Origin of the sequence: Arthrobacter sp. Cr_A7 (assembly GCF_029222765.1) — a bacterium.
Classification (GTDB): Bacteria; Actinomycetota; Actinomycetes; order Actinomycetales; family Micrococcaceae; genus Arthrobacter.
Window position 1 is genome coordinate 1 of record NZ_JARHXQ010000025.1, and the last position, 18,984, is coordinate 18,984.

15 protein-coding genes and 1 pseudogene are annotated in these 18,984 nt (G+C 67.2%); 12 read left to right on the top strand and 4 right to left on the bottom strand.

The genetic code is table 11. The annotated features are described in order from the left end of the window. Positions 1-356 precede the first annotated feature (356 nt). From P2Q66_RS01255 to P2Q66_RS01275, 5 genes and pseudogenes are all read left to right on the top strand, one after another. Entirely contained in the window at positions 357-644 is a 288-nt protein-coding gene (locus tag P2Q66_RS01255) for an HU family DNA-binding protein (RefSeq protein WP_009358243.1), read from the top strand. Positions 645-759: 115 nt separating this feature from the next. Continuing rightward, complete coding sequence (locus tag P2Q66_RS01260; RefSeq protein ID WP_275724951.1) at positions 760-2,922, top strand: cytochrome c oxidase assembly protein; 2,163 nt, start codon at positions 760-762, stop codon at positions 2,920-2,922. Then, on the top strand, positions 2,922-4,928 hold the full coding sequence (locus P2Q66_RS01265) for an NHL domain-containing thioredoxin family protein (protein ID WP_275724953.1): 2,007 nt from the start codon (positions 2,922-2,924) through the stop codon (positions 4,926-4,928). The genes P2Q66_RS01260 and P2Q66_RS01265 overlap by 1 nt, the downstream gene beginning before the upstream one ends. Before the next feature lie 182 nt (positions 4,929-5,110). Next, positions 5,111-5,242, top strand: a pseudogene (locus P2Q66_RS01270) (type IV toxin-antitoxin system AbiEi family antitoxin domain-containing protein); the annotation flags it as partial. 180 nt (positions 5,243-5,422) lie between these two features. Continuing rightward, a complete protein-coding gene (locus tag P2Q66_RS01275; RefSeq protein ID WP_275724964.1) occupies positions 5,423-5,998 on the top strand; it encodes a DUF559 domain-containing protein in 576 nt (191 codons plus the stop codon). A gap of 34 nt (positions 5,999-6,032) precedes the next feature. On the opposite strand, the gene P2Q66_RS01280 is transcribed toward P2Q66_RS01275, so the two are convergent. The 4 genes from P2Q66_RS01280 to P2Q66_RS01295 form a co-directional block, all read right to left on the bottom strand. Further along, positions 6,033-7,025 carry a hypothetical protein gene (locus P2Q66_RS01280; protein WP_176156735.1) on the bottom strand — a complete coding sequence of 331 codons (993 nt, stop codon included), beginning with the start codon at positions 7,023-7,025 and terminating at the stop codon, positions 6,033-6,035. 138 nt (positions 7,026-7,163) lie between these two features. Then, positions 7,164-8,858, bottom strand: a complete 1,695-nt coding sequence (locus P2Q66_RS01285; RefSeq protein ID WP_275724956.1) for a helicase HerA-like domain-containing protein — start codon at positions 8,856-8,858, stop codon at positions 7,164-7,166. Between the two features lie 48 nt (positions 8,859-8,906). Next, positions 8,907-9,443: a GNAT family N-acetyltransferase gene (locus P2Q66_RS01290; protein WP_275724957.1), complete on the bottom strand. Its 537-nt coding sequence runs from the start codon at positions 9,441-9,443 to the stop codon at positions 8,907-8,909. 4 nt (positions 9,444-9,447) lie between these two features. After that, positions 9,448-11,388 (bottom strand): FAD/NAD(P)-binding protein, encoded by a 1,941-nt coding sequence (locus P2Q66_RS01295; protein WP_275724958.1) that lies wholly within the window; start codon positions 11,386-11,388, stop codon positions 9,448-9,450. Between the two features lie 309 nt (positions 11,389-11,697). Here P2Q66_RS01295 and P2Q66_RS01300 point away from each other — a divergent pair, with 309 nt between their 5' ends. The 7 genes from P2Q66_RS01300 to P2Q66_RS01330 are packed head-to-tail and all read left to right on the top strand — an operon-like array spanning position 11,698 to position 18,980. Beyond that, positions 11,698-12,720 (top strand): amino acid ABC transporter permease, encoded by a 1,023-nt coding sequence (locus P2Q66_RS01300; RefSeq protein ID WP_275724959.1) that lies wholly within the window; start codon positions 11,698-11,700, stop codon positions 12,718-12,720. Then, positions 12,720-13,538, top strand: a complete 819-nt coding sequence (locus P2Q66_RS01305) for an amino acid ABC transporter ATP-binding protein (protein WP_079595431.1) — start codon at positions 12,720-12,722, stop codon at positions 13,536-13,538. The genes P2Q66_RS01300 and P2Q66_RS01305 overlap by 1 nt, the downstream gene beginning before the upstream one ends. Positions 13,539-13,547: 9 nt before the next feature. Then, positions 13,548-14,612 carry a transporter substrate-binding domain-containing protein gene (locus tag P2Q66_RS01310; RefSeq protein ID WP_079595430.1) on the top strand — a complete coding sequence of 355 codons (1,065 nt, stop codon included), beginning with the start codon at positions 13,548-13,550 and terminating at the stop codon, positions 14,610-14,612. After that, on the top strand, positions 14,609-15,730 hold the full coding sequence (locus tag P2Q66_RS01315; RefSeq protein ID WP_115523521.1) for an LLM class flavin-dependent oxidoreductase: 1,122 nt from the start codon (positions 14,609-14,611) through the stop codon (positions 15,728-15,730). Before P2Q66_RS01310 ends, P2Q66_RS01315 begins: the two co-directional genes overlap by 4 nt. Continuing rightward, positions 15,714-16,547 (top strand): DUF1684 domain-containing protein, encoded by an 834-nt coding sequence (locus P2Q66_RS01320; protein WP_275724960.1) that lies wholly within the window; start codon positions 15,714-15,716, stop codon positions 16,545-16,547. Before P2Q66_RS01315 ends, P2Q66_RS01320 begins: the two co-directional genes overlap by 17 nt. Next, positions 16,544-17,608, top strand: coding sequence for an LLM class flavin-dependent oxidoreductase (locus P2Q66_RS01325; protein ID WP_275724961.1), 1,065 nt, complete (start codon positions 16,544-16,546; stop codon positions 17,606-17,608). Before P2Q66_RS01320 ends, P2Q66_RS01325 begins: the two co-directional genes overlap by 4 nt. 10 nt (positions 17,609-17,618) lie before the next feature. Then, positions 17,619-18,980, top strand: a complete 1,362-nt coding sequence (locus P2Q66_RS01330; protein WP_275724963.1) for an NtaA/DmoA family FMN-dependent monooxygenase — start codon at positions 17,619-17,621, stop codon at positions 18,978-18,980. Positions 18,981-18,984 lie beyond the last annotated feature (4 nt).

The following is an 18,984-nucleotide window of genomic DNA, read 5'->3' on the forward strand; positions in this document are numbered from 1 at the left end:
ACCCAACCAGCCCGGATGACAACCACAACTGACAGAGCAACCCACCCCGGGTCACGCGGCAAGGCACCCGGGCCCCGTCCCGCCGTCGGACAATCCACCCGGGTGAGAGAGCGTCTTACCGAAACCCGCAACAGCTGATAGAGCGTCGCCCGGGAACCTGCATTAGGTGAGAGAGCGTCCGCTCAGGGCACAATAGGGGCCGAAAACCCCCCAAAATCCGGTGATTAACCTCAAAAAGTGGCGGAAACACGCGGAATTTGCGGACCTCGACCGCCCAAGCTGGTAAGTTTTCGAACAGTGGCTTGTGCGCATGCCGCGTGCAGGCTCCATAAAGATGACCGTCCAGGAGGACATAAATGGCTAAGAACCGTAGTGAACTTGTTGCAGAGGTAGCGGGCAAGGCCGGCACCAGCCAGGCAGCCGTCAACTCCGTCCTCGACGCACTGTTCGAGGTTTTCGAGACTTCTGTCGCCGCGGGCGAGAAGATCACCATCCCGGGCTGGCTCGCCGTCGAGCGTACCGACCGTGCAGCACGCACCGGCCGCAACCCGCAGACGGGTGAGACCATCCAGATCGCAGCAGGCCACAGCGTCAAGCTGACCGCCGGTTCCAAGCTCAAGGCTGCGGTTTCCAACAAGAAGTAAGCTTCTTCCTCCCCGGCCCAGAGCCGGCGTGGAAAAGGAGCGGTGACCGGGAGGTTGCCGCTCCTTTTGCTTTTAAGGCCGATTCGCGGCCCAGGCAGGCGTAGCGGACAATGGAATGGTGTCTTCTGCCGCAAAACCCCGTTCCACAAACCCCCAGTCCGCTCCCGGCAAGGGAGCGCAGGGGCAGGACAGCGGCGCCTCCGGCATCTCACGCCCCTGGCAGCTTGCCGGACTGGCCGCAGTATTCCTTGGCCTTGTTGCTGCCCTCATCTTCTCCGGTGCTGCGGCAACCCGGGGCGTCGCTGACCCCGGGGCCCTAGTGCGTTGGGGCCTGCCTGCCAGCAAGGCCATCCACAACATTTCCCTGGCAACGGTCATCGGCGGCCTGATCTTTGCCGTCGGAATCCTGCCCAGGAGCCTGGCGCCCCGCAGCAGGGCCAGGGAAGCGTCCGAAGCCGACGGCGGCCCCGAGCACCCCGCCTTCAGCCGTGCTCTGGCTGTGGCAGCCGCCGCCGGCGCAACCTGGACCCTGTCCGCAATCGCCGTCCTGGTACTGACGTACGCGGACGTTGCCGGGCAGGCGCTCTCGGGGGACGCCGAGTTCACGCAGGCCCTGGTGTATTTCATGACGGATATCGAGACGGGGCGCGCCTGGCTGGCCGTCACCATCATCGCCGCCGTAGTCACCACAGCGCTGTTCGGCGTCCGGTCCCTCGGCGGGCTGGCGCTGACCCTGGTCCTGGCGTTCATTGGGCTGGTACCCACGGCGCTGATTGGCCACTCCTCAAGCTCGTCAGACCACGAGGGTGCCATCAACTCCCTCGGTCTGCACCTGGTGGGCGTCAGCACCTGGGTGGGCGGGATCATCCTGCTGGCCCTGCTCTCCGGCATCCTCACCGGTTCCAAGGCAGGGGCATCCGGTGACATCACAGAATCCACCCTCCGCCGGTTCTCCTCCCTGGCGGGCTTCGCCTTTGTCCTGGTGTTCGCGTCCGGAGTCATCAATGCCAGCATCCGGATCACCAACTGGGGAGACCTCTTCGGCTCCGCCTACGGTCAACTGATCCTGGCCAAATCCGCAGCCACCCTGGTCCTGGGCGGGATCGGCTTCATGCACCGCCAATGGGTCATCCCGCAGCTGGGCCGCAAGGGCTCCACAATGTCCTCGCGGCGCGTGCTGTGGCAGCTGGTCCTGGCCGAACTCCTGGTGATGGGCCTGACCTCCGGCGTGGCCGTCGCCCTGGGGCGTTCGGCCCCGCCGGAGCCCACAACCTATGCGCCGGACGCGTCGCCGGCCTTCATCCTGACCGGCTACGAACTGCCCCCCGAACTGACGCCGGAACGCTGGCTGACGGAATGGCGCCTCGACTGGCTCTGGATAGCCGTGGCCCTGTTCGGGCTGGTGTCCTACTTCCTCGGCGTGGCAAAGGTCTATCGCCGGGGCGACACGTGGCAGTGGTTCCGCACCGTGAACTGGGTGATCGGCCTGCTGGTGCTCACCTACATCACCTCCGGGCCGCCGTCGGTCTATGGCCGCGTCCTGTTCTCCGCGCACATGGTGGACCACATGGCGCTGACCATGGTGGCCCCCATCTTCCTGGTGCTGGGTGCACCGGTCACGCTCGCCCTGCGCGCCCTGCAACCCCGCGGCGACGGTTCACGCGGGGCCCGGGAGTGGATCCTGGTCTTCGTGCACTCGAAGTTCTCCCAGGTGGTTACCCATCCGCTGTTCGCGGCCGCCAACTTTGCCGGCTCCATTGTGCTGTTCTATTACTCCGACCTGTTCGGGTTCGCGATGCGCGAGCATGTGGGCCATGAGCTGATGATCGTGCACTTCCTGCTCACGGGCTACATCTTCGTGCTGAGCATGATCGGTTCGGACCCGCTGCCGCGCCGGGCGCCGTACCCCATGCGGCTGCTCCTGCTCCTGGCCACCATGGGCTTCCACGCGTTCTTCGGCGTGGCGATCATGGGCGGCACCAACCTCTTGGCCGCCGACTACTTCGGCAACCTGGGCCGGGACTGGGGACAGTCCGCACTGATGGACCAGCAGACCGGCGGCGCAGTGGCCTGGGGCATCGGCGAGGTGCCCACCCTCCTGGTGGCGATCGGCGTCGCCATCATGTGGTCCCGGTCCGACGCGCGGGAAACCAAACGGGTGGACCGGGCGGCCGACAGGAATAACGACGCCGATCTCACCGCTTACAACGATATGTTTGCCAAATTGGCCGAACGCGATGCCAAGCTGGCTGACCGCAACAAGCTGGAAGGACGCTGATGAGCGAAACCGTACGCACCCACCACCGGGTCCGAGCCTCCGAACTGGTGGGCCGTAACTGGTTGAACACCGGCGGCAAGACCCTCGACCTCGAAGCCTTGCGGGGCAAGATCGTGCTGCTGGACTTCTGGACCTTCTGCTGCATCAACTGCCTGCACGTCCTGGACGAGCTGCGCCCACTGGAGGAAGAGTACTCGGACGTCCTGGTCACCGTGGGCGTCCACTCGCCCAAGTTCGAGCACGAGGCGGACCCGGTGGCGCTGGCCGCCGCTGTGGAGCGCTACGAGATCCACCACCCGGTCCTGGACGATCCGGAGCTGGAGACCTGGAAGGCGTACACCGCCCGTGCCTGGCCCACGCTGGTGGTCATCGATCCCGAGGGCTACATCGTGGCGCACCTCTCCGGCGAGGGCCACGCGGACGGCCTGGCCGTGCTGATCCCCGAGCTCATCGCCGAACACGATGCCAAGGGCACTCTGCACCGCGGTTCCGGCCCGTACGTGGCGCCCGAGCCGACGTCCGGCACCCTGCGATTCCCGGGCAAGGCGCTCTTCCTTCCCGCAGGCCGTGGTTCCGGCGCGGATGAAGCGTCCGACGGCGGCGCGGCAGCAGGTGCCGCAACGCAGGGTTCATGGCTGGTCACCGATACCGGGCACCACCGCCTCGTGGAGCTCGGCACCGACTTCCATACCGTCCTGGCCACCTTTGGCTCAGGCACCAAGGGCTACGCCGACGGCCCGGCCGCCGGTGACACCGCGACCGCACAGTTCAACGAGCCCCAGGGCCTGGTCCTGCTGCCGGAAGATGTAGCAGCCAAGGTGGGCTACGACGTCGTTATTGCCGACTCCGTCAACCACCGCCTTCGCGGGCTGTCCCTGACAGACGGCAAGGCCTCTACCCTGGCCGGCAACGGTGTCCAGCGTTTGCTGGAAACCGGACCCGCGCGGGTGGACGAGGACGCTGCCGGGTTCACCGGCCGCCTCAGCAACCATCCGCTGGAAGTCTCGCTGAGCTCGCCCTGGGACCTGGTCTGGTCCCGCAAGCTCAACGCCGTGGTGGTGGCCATGGCCGGAACCCACCAGATCTTCAGCTTCGACCCCGTGTCCGGTGAAGTGGACATTATTGCCGGCAACGGCCTCGAAGGACTGCTGGACGGCCCTGCCCACGAGGCCTGGTTCGCCCAGTCCTCGGGCCTGGCCGAGGACGCCGACGGCAGCATCTGGGTGGCCGACTCCGAGACGTCTGCCCTGCGCAAGCTGGCCATTGACGACGACGGCGCCATCACCGTGGAAACCGCCGTCGGCAAGGGTCTGTTCGACTTCGGCTTCCGGGACGGCGCCGCCGAGGAGGCACGCCTGCAGCACCCGCTGGGCGTGACGGTCCTGCCGGACGGCTCAGTGGCAATCGCCGACACCTACAACGGCGCGGTCCGCCGTTACGACCCCGCCACCAAGACCGTCTCCACGCTGGCCCGCGGCCTCGCCGAACCCTCCGACGTTATCGTGGACCACACCAAGGCAGCCGGCTCCGAGCCGCTGCTGGTGGTGGTTGAGGCGAACCAGCACCAGCTGGTGTACGTCCCCATCCCCAAGGAAGCACAGCAGGTGGACGAGGGCGCATCCCAGACGCACCGGCCCAAGAGCCCGGTGGCCCCCGGCCCGCTGGAGCTGACCGTCCGCTTCACCGCCCCCACCGGGCAGAAGCTGGATGACCGCTGGGGCGACCCCACGCAGCTGAAGATCTCCTCCACACCCCCGGAGCTGCTGGTATCCGGCGGCGGAACATCGGTGGGGCTTCTCCGGACCCTTGAGCTGTCCCAGGACGTGCCCGAGGGCATCCTGCACATCACCGCGCGCGCGGCCGCCTGCGACGGGCCGGAGACCGAGGACGGCGAGATCCCCGATCACGCCGCCTGCCACCTGTACCAGCAGGACTGGGGCATCCCCGTGCTGCTGCAGGCCGACGGAGACACCGAGCTGGTACTGGACCTCCGCGGCATGGACTGACGCGCCGCCGTCGTCCGCTGAAATGGCCCGGCTTTCAACCCCCTGAGGGTGGAAAGCGGGCCATTTTTGTCTTCGCTGCTGCCAAAAGCGGGCCAGTTCGATCGCACGTCAGGCGGCTGGTTTATCCACATAGCCCCGTCGTGGGGCTGCCTGCAGACCGTCGCGGCCGTCACTGTGGCCTTATGAACCCAGCGGAGATTCTCAGGTCGGCTGGAGGAGTGCTGCTAACACGGGACGTACTGGCAGCCGGTGCCACGGAAGCCGGCCTTCGCCGGGCGGTTCGGAGTGGCGACGTGGTCCGCCTCGAGCGGGGGCTCCTGGCGGTTGCGGACGCTGATCCCGCGTCAGTGGCCGCAGGGCGTGCCCGTGGCCTCCTCACGTGTGTGTCCGCCGCACCGGCATTCAGCCTCTGGCGGCTCCGTCCCCCGGTTCAGCCACACTACTGGCAAAGTAACGGACGGAAGCCCGCCGGCTGTGTCAGTCATAGGCTTCCAATGACGCAGTCGCCCAGTCACGGGACACTTGCCGCCCTTCCGGATGTCCTTCTGCACGCACTGCTGTGCCTACCGGAACTCGAATCCCTGGTCATGGTCGAGTGTGCCTACAACCGGGGTGACATTGATCTGGCATTCCTTCTCCGCCACCTTCCCGGGAACCGGTGCGGCAAGGCGCGGAACGTGGTGTCCAAGGTTGAATGCGGCGCCGACTCCCTCCTTGAGTCCCTGGCCAGAGTGCTGTTCAGGGACGCCGGCATTAACACCGCCACCCAAGTATGGATTGACGGAATTGGGCGCGTGGACTTTCTCCTGGAAGGATTTCTGATTGTGGAGATTGACGGCATCGCTTTCCACCTGGAGGCACGGCAATTCAAGAAGGACAGGCGCAGGGACAACTCGGCAATACTGCAGGGTCTACCCGTGCTGAGGTTCTTCTACGACGATGTAGTTCACGCGCCCGACTCTGTTCTGGCGCAGGTCCGGGAGGTTCTGGCACGGGGTTCCTTGCGGTGGCCGCAGCCGGACCGGCCCAGCTATCAACCTCATCGGGCCCGTAGCCGCGGCTACCAATAGGGGCCAGGCACCAAAACCGGGCCAGAGCGGCGTGCTAGAAGCTCAGTACCGGGGTGACCCTGACCGCGCCGCCGGAGACGTCCAGGCGGGTGGTGAAGCTGAAGTCCACTTCTTCCTCCAGCGGGTACCAGATCCCGGTGAAGGAGTTCTGCTGCAGCGCTTCCACCTTGGCCTTGCCGTCCAAGGGTGCCACCACCCACCGCCCGTCAAAGGGTTCGATGGCAACGTTCGGATACTCGGTGACGGTCCACTTGATGGTGCCGTCCTGGACCCTGTTGTTGCTGGCGTAGTAGAACGGACAGTCCGGCTGGAGCTTCTGTTCCTTGACCGCTTCCGCCGCGCAGCCGTCCAGGAACTCCTTGACCTTGTCCGCCACGTCCTTCTTCAGGCTGGCAGTAGCCTGGGTCAGCAGGTTGAGCGGCGCCACGGGGACGTCCCGGGCGGTGACTGTCGCGCGGGTTGCGGGGGCCGAGAAGTACTGGCCGTTGAGGGCGGCCTCGTACTCACCCGGATAGAACACCGCGAACGAGTTCCTGCCGTTGGGCATGTTCACCGGCACGCCGTTGACGTTGGCCTCGCTGCCGTTGACCACCGTAATGTCCACCGTGGGCAGCCGTGACGGGACGAACGCCCAGGTGTTGAAGAAGATCCATTCGGTGCCGGTCTTCTGCAGCATGAACTCCGTGCGGAGCCGGCTGCCGTCGATGGTGTATTCCATGGGCACCATGACCTGGTTGCCGGAACGCTCCTCCGGTTCACCGATCTCCACGTTGGCCAGGCGGGACGCGGCGGTCTGCAGCCCTGTCCCGTCGAGCATGGCGGCATTGCTGGGCGGTACAGTGGCGCGCAACAATCCCAGCGCCTTCCCGCCGTCGCCGCTTTGCAGCGCGTCCAGATACTCACGCACCGGCTGCTGCGGACTCGCCACCGTCTTGTTCACCAGGTTCACGGCAACAACGGCTCCGGCCACGGCAAGCATGAGGCCCAGCAGCCATCCGGCCGCTATCCTCACCAACGCTTGACTCATCTGCACGTTCCTTACACTAACGTTAGTGCGAACGCGCACTGAAGTCGGCGTCTACCCTTTGTGGGGGAGAAGCACGGTGTTAAGGCCCGACGACGGCAGCCGGAGCAGGCGTCCGCAGCCCCTTGGGAGCGGCCCGGGTCAGCGGCGGCGCCGCCGGGACGACGTGCCGAACACACCCCGCAGCAGTTCACGGCCCAGCTGGGTGCCGATGGACCGGGCCATGCTCTTCAGGCCGCCGCCCAAGGCGCCACCGAGTGCGCCGCCAAGGTCGTCCATCATCCCGCCGCCCGACTCCGGCCGCGAAGACCGGGGCACTCCGGCCGGCGTTCGGGGAACAGTGTTCCGGCTGGGAGCCGGCCTGCTGCTGGACCGGCCAAGGATCTCCTCCTCAATCCGGCGGGCCTCCGCGTCCACGTCCGCAGCGCCGCCGGAACCCGGAACCGGCGGCCCGCCCGGCACCGCGGGACCGGTGGGTGCCGCAGCCTTGCCGGTCAGCTTCTCGTAGGCGGAATGGTTATCCACCGCGGTTCCGTACTTGGGCAGGAGTGCCGAACCGGCCACCGTGCTCCGGACCAGGGCGTCATCGCTCGGTCCCATGACCGACTCGGGCGCCCGCAGCCGGGTGAGCGCCACAGGCGTGGGCGCGCCCCTGTCGTTCATGACCGTCACCACGGCCTCGCCGATCCCTGCGGAGGTCAGGGTTTCCTCCAGGTCGTAGTCGCTGACCGGGAACGTGGACACGGTGGCCTTGAGCGCCTTGGCATCCTCCGGGGTGAAGGCACGCAGGGCGTGCTGCACGCGGTTGGCCAGCTGGCCAAGGACGTCGGCCGGAACGTCCTTGGGAGTCTGGGTGACGAAGAAGATGCCCACGCCCTTGGACCGGATGAGCCGGACGGTGGTGATGATGGCCTCCAGGAACGCCTTGGACGCACCGTTGAAAAGCAGGTGGGCCTCGTCGAGGAAGAACACGAGCTTCGGCTTGTCCAGGTCGCCTGCTTCCGGGAGGTCCTCAAAGAGATCGGCAAGCAGCCACATGAGGAACGTGGAGAACAGCATCGGTTTGGTCTGGAGCGTGGGCAGCTCGAGGCAGGTGATGACGCCGCGGCCGTCCGGCGCGGTCCGCAGCAGCTCCGCGGTATCAAACTCAGGTTCGCCGAAGAACTTCTCCAGCCCCTGCGCCTCGAGGTTCACGAGCTCGCGGAGGATGACACCGGCGGTTGCCTTGGACAGCCCGCCCAGCTCCTCCAGCTGGTCCTTGCCTTTGGCGGAGGTCAGGAACTGGATTACGGCCCGGAGGTCCTTGAGGTCGATGAGTTCCAGGCCGTTCTTGTCCGCGAAGTAGAACACCAGCTGCAGGCTGGATTCCTGCGTGTCGTTCAGTTCCATGATCCGCGAGAGGAGGATGGGCCCGAAGGACGATACCGTGGCCCGCACGGGGACCCCGTTACCGTCGCCGCCCAGGGCCAGGAACTCCACCGGGAACGTCTTCCCCTGCCAAGCCTGTCCAATGCCCTCGGTGCGGGCGGTGAGCTTAGCGCTGCCGGTAGCGGCGGTGGCCAGCCCGGAGAGGTCACCTTTGATGTCCGCCAGGAAGACGGGGACGCCGGCGGTGGAGAGTTGCTCGGCCATCATGTGCAGCGTGACGGTTTTGCCGGTACCGGTGGCACCGGCCACCAGGCCGTGCCGGTTCATCATGGCCAGCGGCAGCCGCACCGGCGCGTTCTTGTGGAGTTCGCCGTCGATGATGGCGGCCCCCAGTTCGATGGTGGCACCGTCCAGCGCGTAGCCCTTCTGGATGGTGGCAAGCTTCTCTGCTGTGGTTTTGTTGGCCATGGCGCCAGCTTAGCGGCGCCCGGTGCCTGCGCGGCGGCACTCCGCCGGTCAGTTCTGCGCGGCCGGAAGTACCTTGGTGAACGCCAGCGGGCCGATGGTCTCGGGGTCGGCGGCCAGGTCGAACTGCGGCTCATAGCCGGTGGTGAGGTAGAGGTGCTTGGCCTCGGGCTGCCGCGGGCCGGTGGTGAGGTAGAGCCGGGTGTATCCGCGGCGGCCAGCCAGGGCCTCCAGTTCGGTGAGTACCATGCGGGCAAGGCCGCGACGGCGGTGTGCGGAGTGCGTCCAGATCCGCTTCAGTTCCGCCGTGGTGTCGTCATACCGGCGGAAAGCCCCGCCGGCGATGGATTCACCGTTTTCCTGGACCACCAGGAGCGCACCGTGGGGCTCCTCGAATTCGGCGGCTGGGTACCGGTTCAGTTCCTCTGCAGCTGCGCCCCGGCCAAAAAGGTCGCCGTAGCGGGTGTCGTATTCGACGGCGAGTTCGTCCAGCAGCGGCCGGACGCGGGGATCGTGCATGGGCAGGTTCAGGATGGCCAGGGCTGCGGGGTCAAGGGGCCTGCGCTTGAGTTCGGGTTCTGCGGTCACGGGTTCAGTACTTTCCGACGGCGGCTGGTTCTGGAGTTATTGTGGCGGAGGTTTCGGCGGACAGGCCACGGGCAACGGTGAGGATGGTCCGCGCCAGGGCATCGTTCTCCCGGAACGGTGCCGCGTTGGTATTGGGCCGGGCAAACGCTCCCGCACCCCAGCCTGACGTTCCTGGCCCGATGCCGAACATGGTTTGCTGCGCGGTTCCGGCGGCATCCACCAGTTGGTGCCGGGCGGAAACCAGCAGTTTGCCGGTGGAGTGGATGCCGTCGGCCGTGAGCAGCTGCTGCTCCGTGCCCAGCCCGCTGCCGTGCAGGGACGCGAGCACGGGATTGAGCGACCGGGTGACCGACGTGGACGGCAGCCGGGCCTCGATGAAGGCGCTGGCCGTGATGGCGGCGGGATGGTGCGGGGACGTGGCCCGGAACAGCCCGGTGGCCTCGTCGGCCGTCACCTCGAGGCCGGGACCCAGGAACTGGAGCAGCCCGGCACGGTGCAGGGCCAGCATCTGGCGCAGGCGGTGGGGCGGCGGGCCGGAATCCACAAAGCTGAAGAACCCGTGCCACCAGCCGTGGACGGTTTGCTGGGACCGTGCATTGAGCCGTTCCGCAGGGACCACGCGCCCCAGTTCCATGTAAACGTGCAGCAGGGCCAGGAAGAGTGCCAGGGTCTCCGGATGGTCCGGGCTGTCCCGCAGCGCGAGGTCGTGCCCGATGTACCCTGCCACGGCGGACTGTACTTCCCCGAGGCCGGCGAAGCGGCGCCCGTCAAAGGGCCGGTCCAGCCGCTCGAGGTCGAGATGCAGGCTGGCATCCGGGAAGGCGGCAGCCACGAGTACGGTGCGCGCGGAGCTGTACCAGTCCAGGCCGGAGTAGCGCGAGGCGAACTCTTCCCAGCCCATGGCGGCCCGCTCCGGGCTGCCGGTCAGCAGCTCCCGGTAGTAGCCGTAGCCGGCTTCCTTGGCGATCAGCGGCCAGAGGTGGCTCCGGAAATCCAGTTCGCCCTGCCGCCGGAGCAGGGCCTCGACGGCGTCCGCGGTGAAGAACAGCAGCGGACCGGGTGCCTGGCCGAGGAGGGCAGACGAAATCTTGGAGTGGTACGGCACGCCGCGCCGCGACCCGGCCCACAGCCGGGGTTCCCGGCCGGACGCAAGGTAACGCAGCCCGCCGTCGGGCGTTTCCTCGAAGCGCCCGCCGCGGCCCTCCATCAGGAGGACCAGCAGGTCGACGAACGCGAGGCCCATGCCGGCGACGATCACGTCCTGCCCGGGTGCGATGGCTGAATAGTCGACGTCGGTGGTGTAGCTGGGCGCCGCATGGAACCCGCCGTGGCGGGCGGCGAAGCGGGACCAGCCGGCGGAGGCGGCGTCCGGGCGGGAGTCGGTGTGGCCCAGCGCGGTGACGAGAATGTCGGCGTGCAAAGTCCGCCCGTTGGCCAGTTCCACGGCATGCGCGCCGCCGCCGAGCGGGGCGATGTCCACCGCCGTGGTCCGGTGCACGGTCACGCTCTTGCCGAGGGACCGGGCAGCGCGGCGGAAGAACCATTCGAGGTACTGGCTTTGAAGTTGGCGGGTGGGGAACGAGGAGCCCGTGAGGGAGTGAAGCTGGTCCCGCAGCTGCCGGGGGAAGTCCGGAACATCGGTAATGGATCCGTCCAATACGCCGTCCGCCCATTCCGCCAGTCCGGGGCCGGACGCCGGGGGACCATCACAGGCGACGGACGCGTCCGTGAACATGGTGACGTCGGCCGCCGTCGAGTTCAGCAGCAGCCCGGGATGCTGGTCGTACCGCCAGATGCGGCCGGATCCGGGGACGTACGGCTCCACCACGTGGATCTGCAGGGCGCCGGCGAAGATCTCAGGCCGGTTGGCGGCAATCCGCTCAAGCACGCCGGCCGCCCGGGGGCCGCCCCCAATGAAGACGACGGCCGGAATGTTCGCTGGCATGGGGCTCCTGACGGCGGTGCGGGGCGGACGGGGACGCGGGGGCCTTGGAAGGGCCGCCGGAGTGCCCATGCTAGGCAGCGGTGACGACGGCGGTCGAGCGCCTGGTCACGCCCGTTAACTCCGCGTCACAGCGCGTCAAGGGACGCAAAAAACCGACTCATGACGCCGCGCTAAGTCCCGTGACGATATGCAACCTGGCGCCTTGCTGGCCTCTTCCGGGCGGTCCTAGATTTGCAGCCAGCAACCGGGCCAGCCAGGACCGGTACCGGGGCAGCGGGCTCCAACCCGATTCGAGAAGCGAGGTGGCGCATGAGTTCAGCAGCAACGAAGGTGGCGCAGTCAGCACAATCACAGCCGGCACAGTCAGCACAGACGGCAGGAGCGGCTCCCCAGCCTGCGCCACCTGCCCGGACCGCCATGGACTACTCCGGCTACCCGGTGGTGGCAGCCAGGCATCCCTGGCGCTGGGTGGGGACTGCCGCCGTCGCGCTTGGTGTCCTGGCGGTGGCGTGGTCCCTTGCCACGAACCCGCGCTGGGAATGGGGCGTGGTGGCGCAGTGGTTCACCGCGCAGTCCGTGATCAACGGCTTGCTGGAAACCTTGAAGCTGACGGCCATTTCGGGCCTGCTCGGGTTCGTCCTGGGCTTCATCCTGGCGCTCATGCGGCTGTCCGCCTCACCGCTGCTGGTCTCGGTGTCCTGGACGTTCTCCTGGATCTTCCGGTCCACGCCGCTGCTGGTCCAGATGCTCCTTTGGTACAACCTGGGCTACCTCTACGAAAAGATCAGCCTGGGCATCCCCTTCACCGACGTGAGGTTCTTCGAGGTCCAGACCACCACGCTGATCAGCCAGTTCGCGGCCGCCGTCCTGGGCCTGACCCTGAACCAGGCGGCCTACTCGGCCGAGATCATCCGCGGCGGAATCCTCTCCGTGGACCAAGGGCAACTGGAGGCCGCGGCGGCCCTGGGCATCCCGGCCTGGCGGCGGTCCACCCGGATTGTGCTGCCGCAGGCGATGCGGGCCATCCTGCCCACCGCCTTCAACGAGATCATCGGCCTGGTCAAGGGCACATCGATCGTCTACGTCCTGGCCTACTCCGAGCTGTTCTACACCGTGCAGGTCATCTACAACCGCACGCAGCAGGTCCTCCCGCTGCTCCTGGTGGCAACGCTCTGGTACGTGGTGATCACCTCGGTCCTCAGCGTCTTCCAGTACTACATCGAACGGCACTACTCCAAGGGTGCGGTGCGGAACCTGCCGCTGACCCCCTTGCAGAAAGCCCGTAAATTCTTCGCCACCCACGCAGTGGCCAACCGGACCAGGAGCCTCTGATGACCGTTACAGCTGCTACAGCCACCCGCGGCCTGGTGGAAATCACCGGCGTCCGCAAGTCCTTCGGGGCCGCCGAGGTCCTCAAAGGCGTCAGCCTCACGATTGAGCCGGGCGGCGTTGCCGTCATCGTCGGCCCCTCCGGTTCCGGCAAGTCCACCCTGCTGCGCACCATCAACCACCTGGAAAAGGTGGACGGCGGCCACATCTCAATCGACGGCACATTGGTGGGCTACGAAGTCCGGGGCGGGCGGCTCCATGAGCTGCGCGAGAAGGACATCCTGAAGCAGCGGACCGAGATCGGCATGGTGTTCCAGAACTTCAACCTCTTCCCGCACCTCACAGCTTTGGAGAACGTGGCCGAAGCGCCCGTCGTGGCGCAGCGTCCCGGAAAAGCACGCCCCTCCAAGGAAGAGGCAAAGCGCCGTGGCCTGGAGCTGCTGGACCGCGTGGGCCTCAAGGACCGCGCCGATGCCTACCCGCGGCAGCTGTCCGGCGGCCAGCAGCAGCGCGTGGCGATCGCACGGGCCCTGGCACTGGATCCCAAGATCCTGCTCTTCGACGAGCCCACCTCGGCGCTGGATCCTGAACTCGTCAACGAGGTGCTCGACGTTATCCGGGAGCTCGCCACCTCCGGCACCACCCTGATCATCGTCACCCACGAGATGGGCTTTGCCCGGGACGTGGCGGACACCGTGGTGTTCATGGACCAGGGCCAGATCGTGGAGCAGGGCACCCCGCAGGAGATTTTCACCAACCCCCAGGAACCGCGCACCAGGAGCTTCTTCTCCAAGGTGCTCGAACCGGCTTTCAACATCTAAGGACTTCCCATGTCATTCTCTTCACCTGCCGGCATCCGCACCCCACGCTTCCGCAACAGGCGCACCCTGGCGGCGCTGCCCGCCGTCGTACTCCTCGGAACAGCCGCGCTGTCTGCCTGCGCCGATCCCGGTGCAACAGCTGCGGGCTCTGCCACGGGCGGAGCTGAGACGACGGCGGCACGCAACGGCGTGGTCTACAACGCGTCCCCGGACCAGCAGCGCATCCGGGCGGAGAAGGATCCGGCGCTCGCCGCCAAGGTCCCCGAACTCATTGGCAAGGACGGCAAGCTCACCATCGCCACCACCGCCGGTTCCATTCCGCTGTCCTTCCACGCCACGGACGACAAGACGCCCATTGGATCCGAGCTGGACATCGCGCAACTGGTGGCGGACAAGCTGGGCCTGGGGCTGGATGTCCAGGTCACCTCCTGGGAAAACTGGCCGCTGAAGACCCAGTCCGGCGACTTCGAGGCTGTGTTCTCCAACGTGGGTGTGAACAAGGACCGGGTGAAGCTCTTCGACTTTGCCAGCTACCGCGCCGCCTTTATGGGTTTCGAGGCGAAGAAGTCCGCCAGCTATGACATCAAGGGCGCGGATGACATCTCCGGCCTGAAGGTGTCCGTGGGGTCCGGCACCAACCAGGAGAAGATCCTTCTCGCGTGGAACAAGGAACTCGAGGACAAGGGCAAGGCACCCGCCACCCTGCAGTACTACTCGTCGGACGCGGACACCATCCTGGCTCTCTCCTCGGGGCGGACGGACCTGAACATCGCCCCCTACCCGTCCACGGTGTACCGGGAAAACACCCGGGACGACCTGAAGGTGGTGGGCAAGGTCAACGCCGGCTGGCCCTCGGAAACCCTGGTGGCAGCCACCACCCTTCGCGGCAACGGGCTGGCCCCGGTCATCACCGAGGCCCTGAACGCGGCCATTGAGGACGGTTCGTACGCAGAGGTGCTGGAGCGCTGGGGCCTGTCCGAGGAGGCGCTGCCGGAGTCGAAGACCATCACCGAGGAGACCTTCGCTGCCGCCCAGGCGACGGCCAGTGCCGTTCCTTCCGGGAAGACCTCATGAAGTTCCAGGTCCTGGACATCATCCCGCACCTGAAAAACCCGGTGACCGGGGAGATCGTCTCCACAGCGGACCGCCTCAACCAGGTGGTGGAAACCGCGCGGCGGGCCGAGGAACTGGGGTTCGACAGCTTCTCCGTAGGGGAGCGCCACGCCGGGGAGTTTATCTCCTCCTCGCCCACCACGGTGCTGGCAGCAATCGCCGCCGTGACGGACCGGATCCGGCTGCAGAGCGGCGTCACCGTGCTGTCGGTGCTGGACCCGGTGCGGGTGGCCGAGGATTACGCCACCATCGACCAGCTCAGCCGCGGCCGGCTGGAACTGGTGATTGGCAAGGGCAACGAGGTGCTGCAATACCCGTTGTTCGGGCTGGACCTCGCTGACCAGTGGGACCTGCTGGCCGAAAAGTATGAGCTGCTGCGCCGGTTGTGGCGCGAGGAAGGCGTCACCTGGTCCGGGCGCTTCCGTCCGCCGCTGACGGAACGAACCACCACTACGCCGCGCCCCTTTGACGGTCCGCCCAGGATTTGGCACGGCTCTGCTACAACGCTCACGTCCGCTGCCCTTGCCGGCAAATGGGGTGACCCGCTGTTCACGGCGAACGCCATCCAGCCCCGGGAGAACTACCAGGTGCTGATCGAGCATTACCGGGCGGAGTATGAGCGGCACGGCCACGATCCCCGGCAGCAGTACGTGGGTTCGGGCAGCGGTGCCGGCGGGGTGTTCATCGCGGACACCACCAAGGAGGCCATCCGGCAGTTCGGGCCGGTGTATGAAGCCCTGACGGCGAACCGCAACGTGCCGGGCAACAACTCACCCTTCCGCGACATCCAGCACGCGGTCGCCGAGGGCCCCGCGCTGGTGGGCAGCCCGGAGCAGGTGATCGACAAAATCCTCAGCTACCACTCGCTGTACGGCCACGACCTTCAGTCCATCTCGCTGCCCACCACGCTGCCGTTCGAACAGCAGCTGGAGATCCTGGAGCGGTTCGCGCTGGAGGTCATCCCCGCTGTCCGGGCGGCCGCGCCCACCACGCTGTGGGAAGCCGAAGATCCCTACGGCAACCGCCCCGAATCCGCCCGCACCAGCACCACAAGGAGCCACTTTGTCTACGCACACTGAAACCGCCCTCGAGTCCTTCGACGCCGACTGGCAGGAATGGCACACGGCCCACGAACGCCAGCGCGCGCACCCGCACGGCTTCCTCGCCGTCACGCACCTGCACTGGCTGGACTCCTCCGCCAGGCGGCTGGACGGTGTTCCGGGCACGTGGAGTGCAGTGGACGACGCCGTCCGCATCGTTTTGGAGGCAGGCGAAAGGCTGCAGCGGGACGGGCAGGAGTTGAATACCGGCTCCGGTGCCACCATTGAGCTGGGATCAATCGAGGAGCGCGGCGGGATCAACCTGGCGTCCGGCGATACGGTCATTGAGGTCGCAAAGCGCGGCGGCGAGTACATTGTGCGGCCACGGAATCCGGAGAACGCACTGCTCCGCGAATACCAGGACACGCCCGCCTACTCGCCGGACGCTGCCTATGCCGTCCGCGGGACCTTTGTGCCCTTTGAGGCACCGCGGCCCACGACGGTGGGGGCCGCCGTCGAAGGCATCCAGCATGTCTACGAGGCTCCGGGTGAAATCCGTTTCAAGCTGGCAGGCCGGGAACTGGCGCTGACGGCATTCAATGGCCACGCACCCGGTTCGCTGTCCGTCCTGTTCACGGACCAGACCTCCGGCAAGACCACCTACGCGGCCAACCGTTCGCTTTCCGTGGTGCCGGCCGCGGACGGTTCGGTGGAGCTGGACTTCAACCGGGCCGTTAACCTGCCCTGCGCCTACACGGACCTGGCCACCTGCCCGCTGCCGCCGGCCGAAAACCGGCTGCCCGTGGCCATCGAAGCCGGCGAGAAGATCCCCTACGAACGTCAGGACCAGAAGTGAGCGCCAACGAATCAGCCCGCGCCGGGTTCCTGGCGATCGAACTCGACGGCGCCGGGTGGGACGGTGCCGGTTTCGGCAGCCTCACCGAAGCCGTGCTTGCCGCGGAATCCGCCGGGTTCCATGTGGCCACCTTTACCGATGAACCTGCACCCGGGCGTGCCAACGCCCTGCAGCGTGCGGCCTACGCCGGCCCCATCACGCGGACCATCGCCCTGGTGCCGGAGGTGGATACGGTCTACACCGAGCCGTTCCACGTTTCCACGCAGCTCGCGAGCCTGGACTACGTGGCGGGCGGACGCGCCGGATGGATCGCTACCGCAGGGGAATCACCCGAAGCCGCTGCCGCCGTCGGACGCGACTTTGTGAGCGGCGCTGCGCTCGGCCAGGAAGCCGCTGCCTCCATCGAGGTGTCCCGGCGTTTGTGGGACTCGTGGGAGGACGATGCGGTGATCCGTGACGTCGCCACCGGCCGCTACATCGATGTGGACAAGCTGCACTACGCCGACTTTGAAACCCCGGCGGACTTCGCGGGCCCGGCCTATTCAGTCAAGGGCCCGTCCATTATTCCCAGGCCGCTCCAGGGGCAGCTGCCGGTGCTGGTTCCGGCGTCCCTGCTGGGCGGGGTTTCAGCGGACGCCGTGGACGGTGTGCTGGTGACCGCGCCGACCCCTGAACTGCTGGCCGCCGAGGTCCGCGACGTCCGCACCCGCGTCGGAGCTTCGGTGGCGGTCGTTGCCGAGCTCGACGTCGTCCTGGACTCCCGCGGGCAGGCTGCGGGGGACCGCGGGGCCGGCGCCGACAGCGGCCGGGCGAGGTACGCCGGCCCGGCGGCAGCCCTCGTTGACCTCCTGGCGCCGCTGCTCGCAGAGGCCGACGGCGTGCGGCTCCACCCGGCGTCGCTCGTGGTGGACCTCGGGGAACTGGCCCGGCTGGTCCTGCCGGAATTGAGGCGGCGCGGTGCCCTCCGTTCTCCCGTCCAGGACGGCACCTTCCGTGACCTGCTGGGCCTCGAACGTCCGACCAACCGCTATGCACCCGCCGCTGCCGGCACCGGAAAGTAAGGGAAAAACCATGACGCAGCACAGCCGTGCTACATCCAATGTTTTCACGCCGACAGGGAAGCTGCAGTTCGGCATTTTCTTTCAGGGCGTCAACTCGGGAACCATCTGGAAGGCCCCGGAATCCGGCTCGCAGACCGACTTCGAATCGTTCCGCCGCATCGCCCAGACCGCCGAGCGCGGGCTGTTCGCCGCGTTCTTCCTGGGTGAAGGGCTCCGCCTGCGGGAACATCTCGGCCGGCCCCACGCGCTGGACGTGGTGGGCAGGCCGGACGCCCAGACCATGCTCGCGGCGCTGGCTTCGGTCACCAACAACATCGGTCTGGTGGCCACCCAGAACACCACATACAACGATCCCGCGGATCTGGCCCACCGGCTCGCCTCGCTGGACCTGATCTCAGGCGGCCGGGCGGCGTGGAATATCGTCACCACGGACAACGCCTGGACCGGGGCGAACTTCCGGCGCGGCGGCTACCTGGACCACGCGGACCGGTACAAGCACGCCGAAGCGTTCGTGGAGACGGCAAAACGGATCTGGGACTCCTGGGAGACCCCGAACGGTCCTGCCCGCCGGGTGCTCCATGAGGGCCAGCACTACACCGTGGATGTCACCCCCCGCCTGCCGCGGAGCGCCCAGTACCGGCCGGTGCTGTTCCAGGCCGGCGACTCCCCGCAAGGCCGTGATTTCGCAGCGCGGCAGGCCGATGTGATCTTCTCCGCCCACCCCACGTTCGATGACGCCGTCGAGTTCCGCCAGGACCTCGTGGCGCGCTCGCTGGCTGCCGGCCGCGGCGCCAACGCGGTGCAGATCATGCCGGCCAGCGAATTCATCCTGGCTCCCACCGCCGAAGAGGCGGCGGAGAAGAAGGAGTGGGTCCGCAGCCTGCAGATCGGTCCGCAGCAGGCGGTGGCGTACCTGGAACAGTTCTGGGGCCGTGAGCTGTCCGACTACGATCCCGATGGCCCGCTTCCGGAGATTGATCCCGTGGTGGAGGAAACCTCTGAAACCCGGGGCAGCGGCTTCCACGGCGCGAAGGCACGGCAGTTGGCGGACCAGTGGCGGGCCGAGGCCAAGGACAAGGGGCTCTCCATCCGCCAGTTCGTCACGTCCCGCACCGCGCGCGTGGACTCCACCTTCACGGGTTCCTACGCTGCGGTGGCCGACCAGCTGGCCGAGTACGCACGCGTGGGTGCGGTGGACGGCTTCAACATCTCGCCGTGGCTCATTCCAACGGGGCTGGACGACATCGTGAACCATCTTGTGCCCGAACTGCAGGAACGCGGCGTCTACCCCACCGAATACCGGGGCACCACCCTGCGGGAGAACCTGGGGCTGGAGACGCCCGTGCGCTCCGCCGAGACGGTCCGCGCCTGATGAA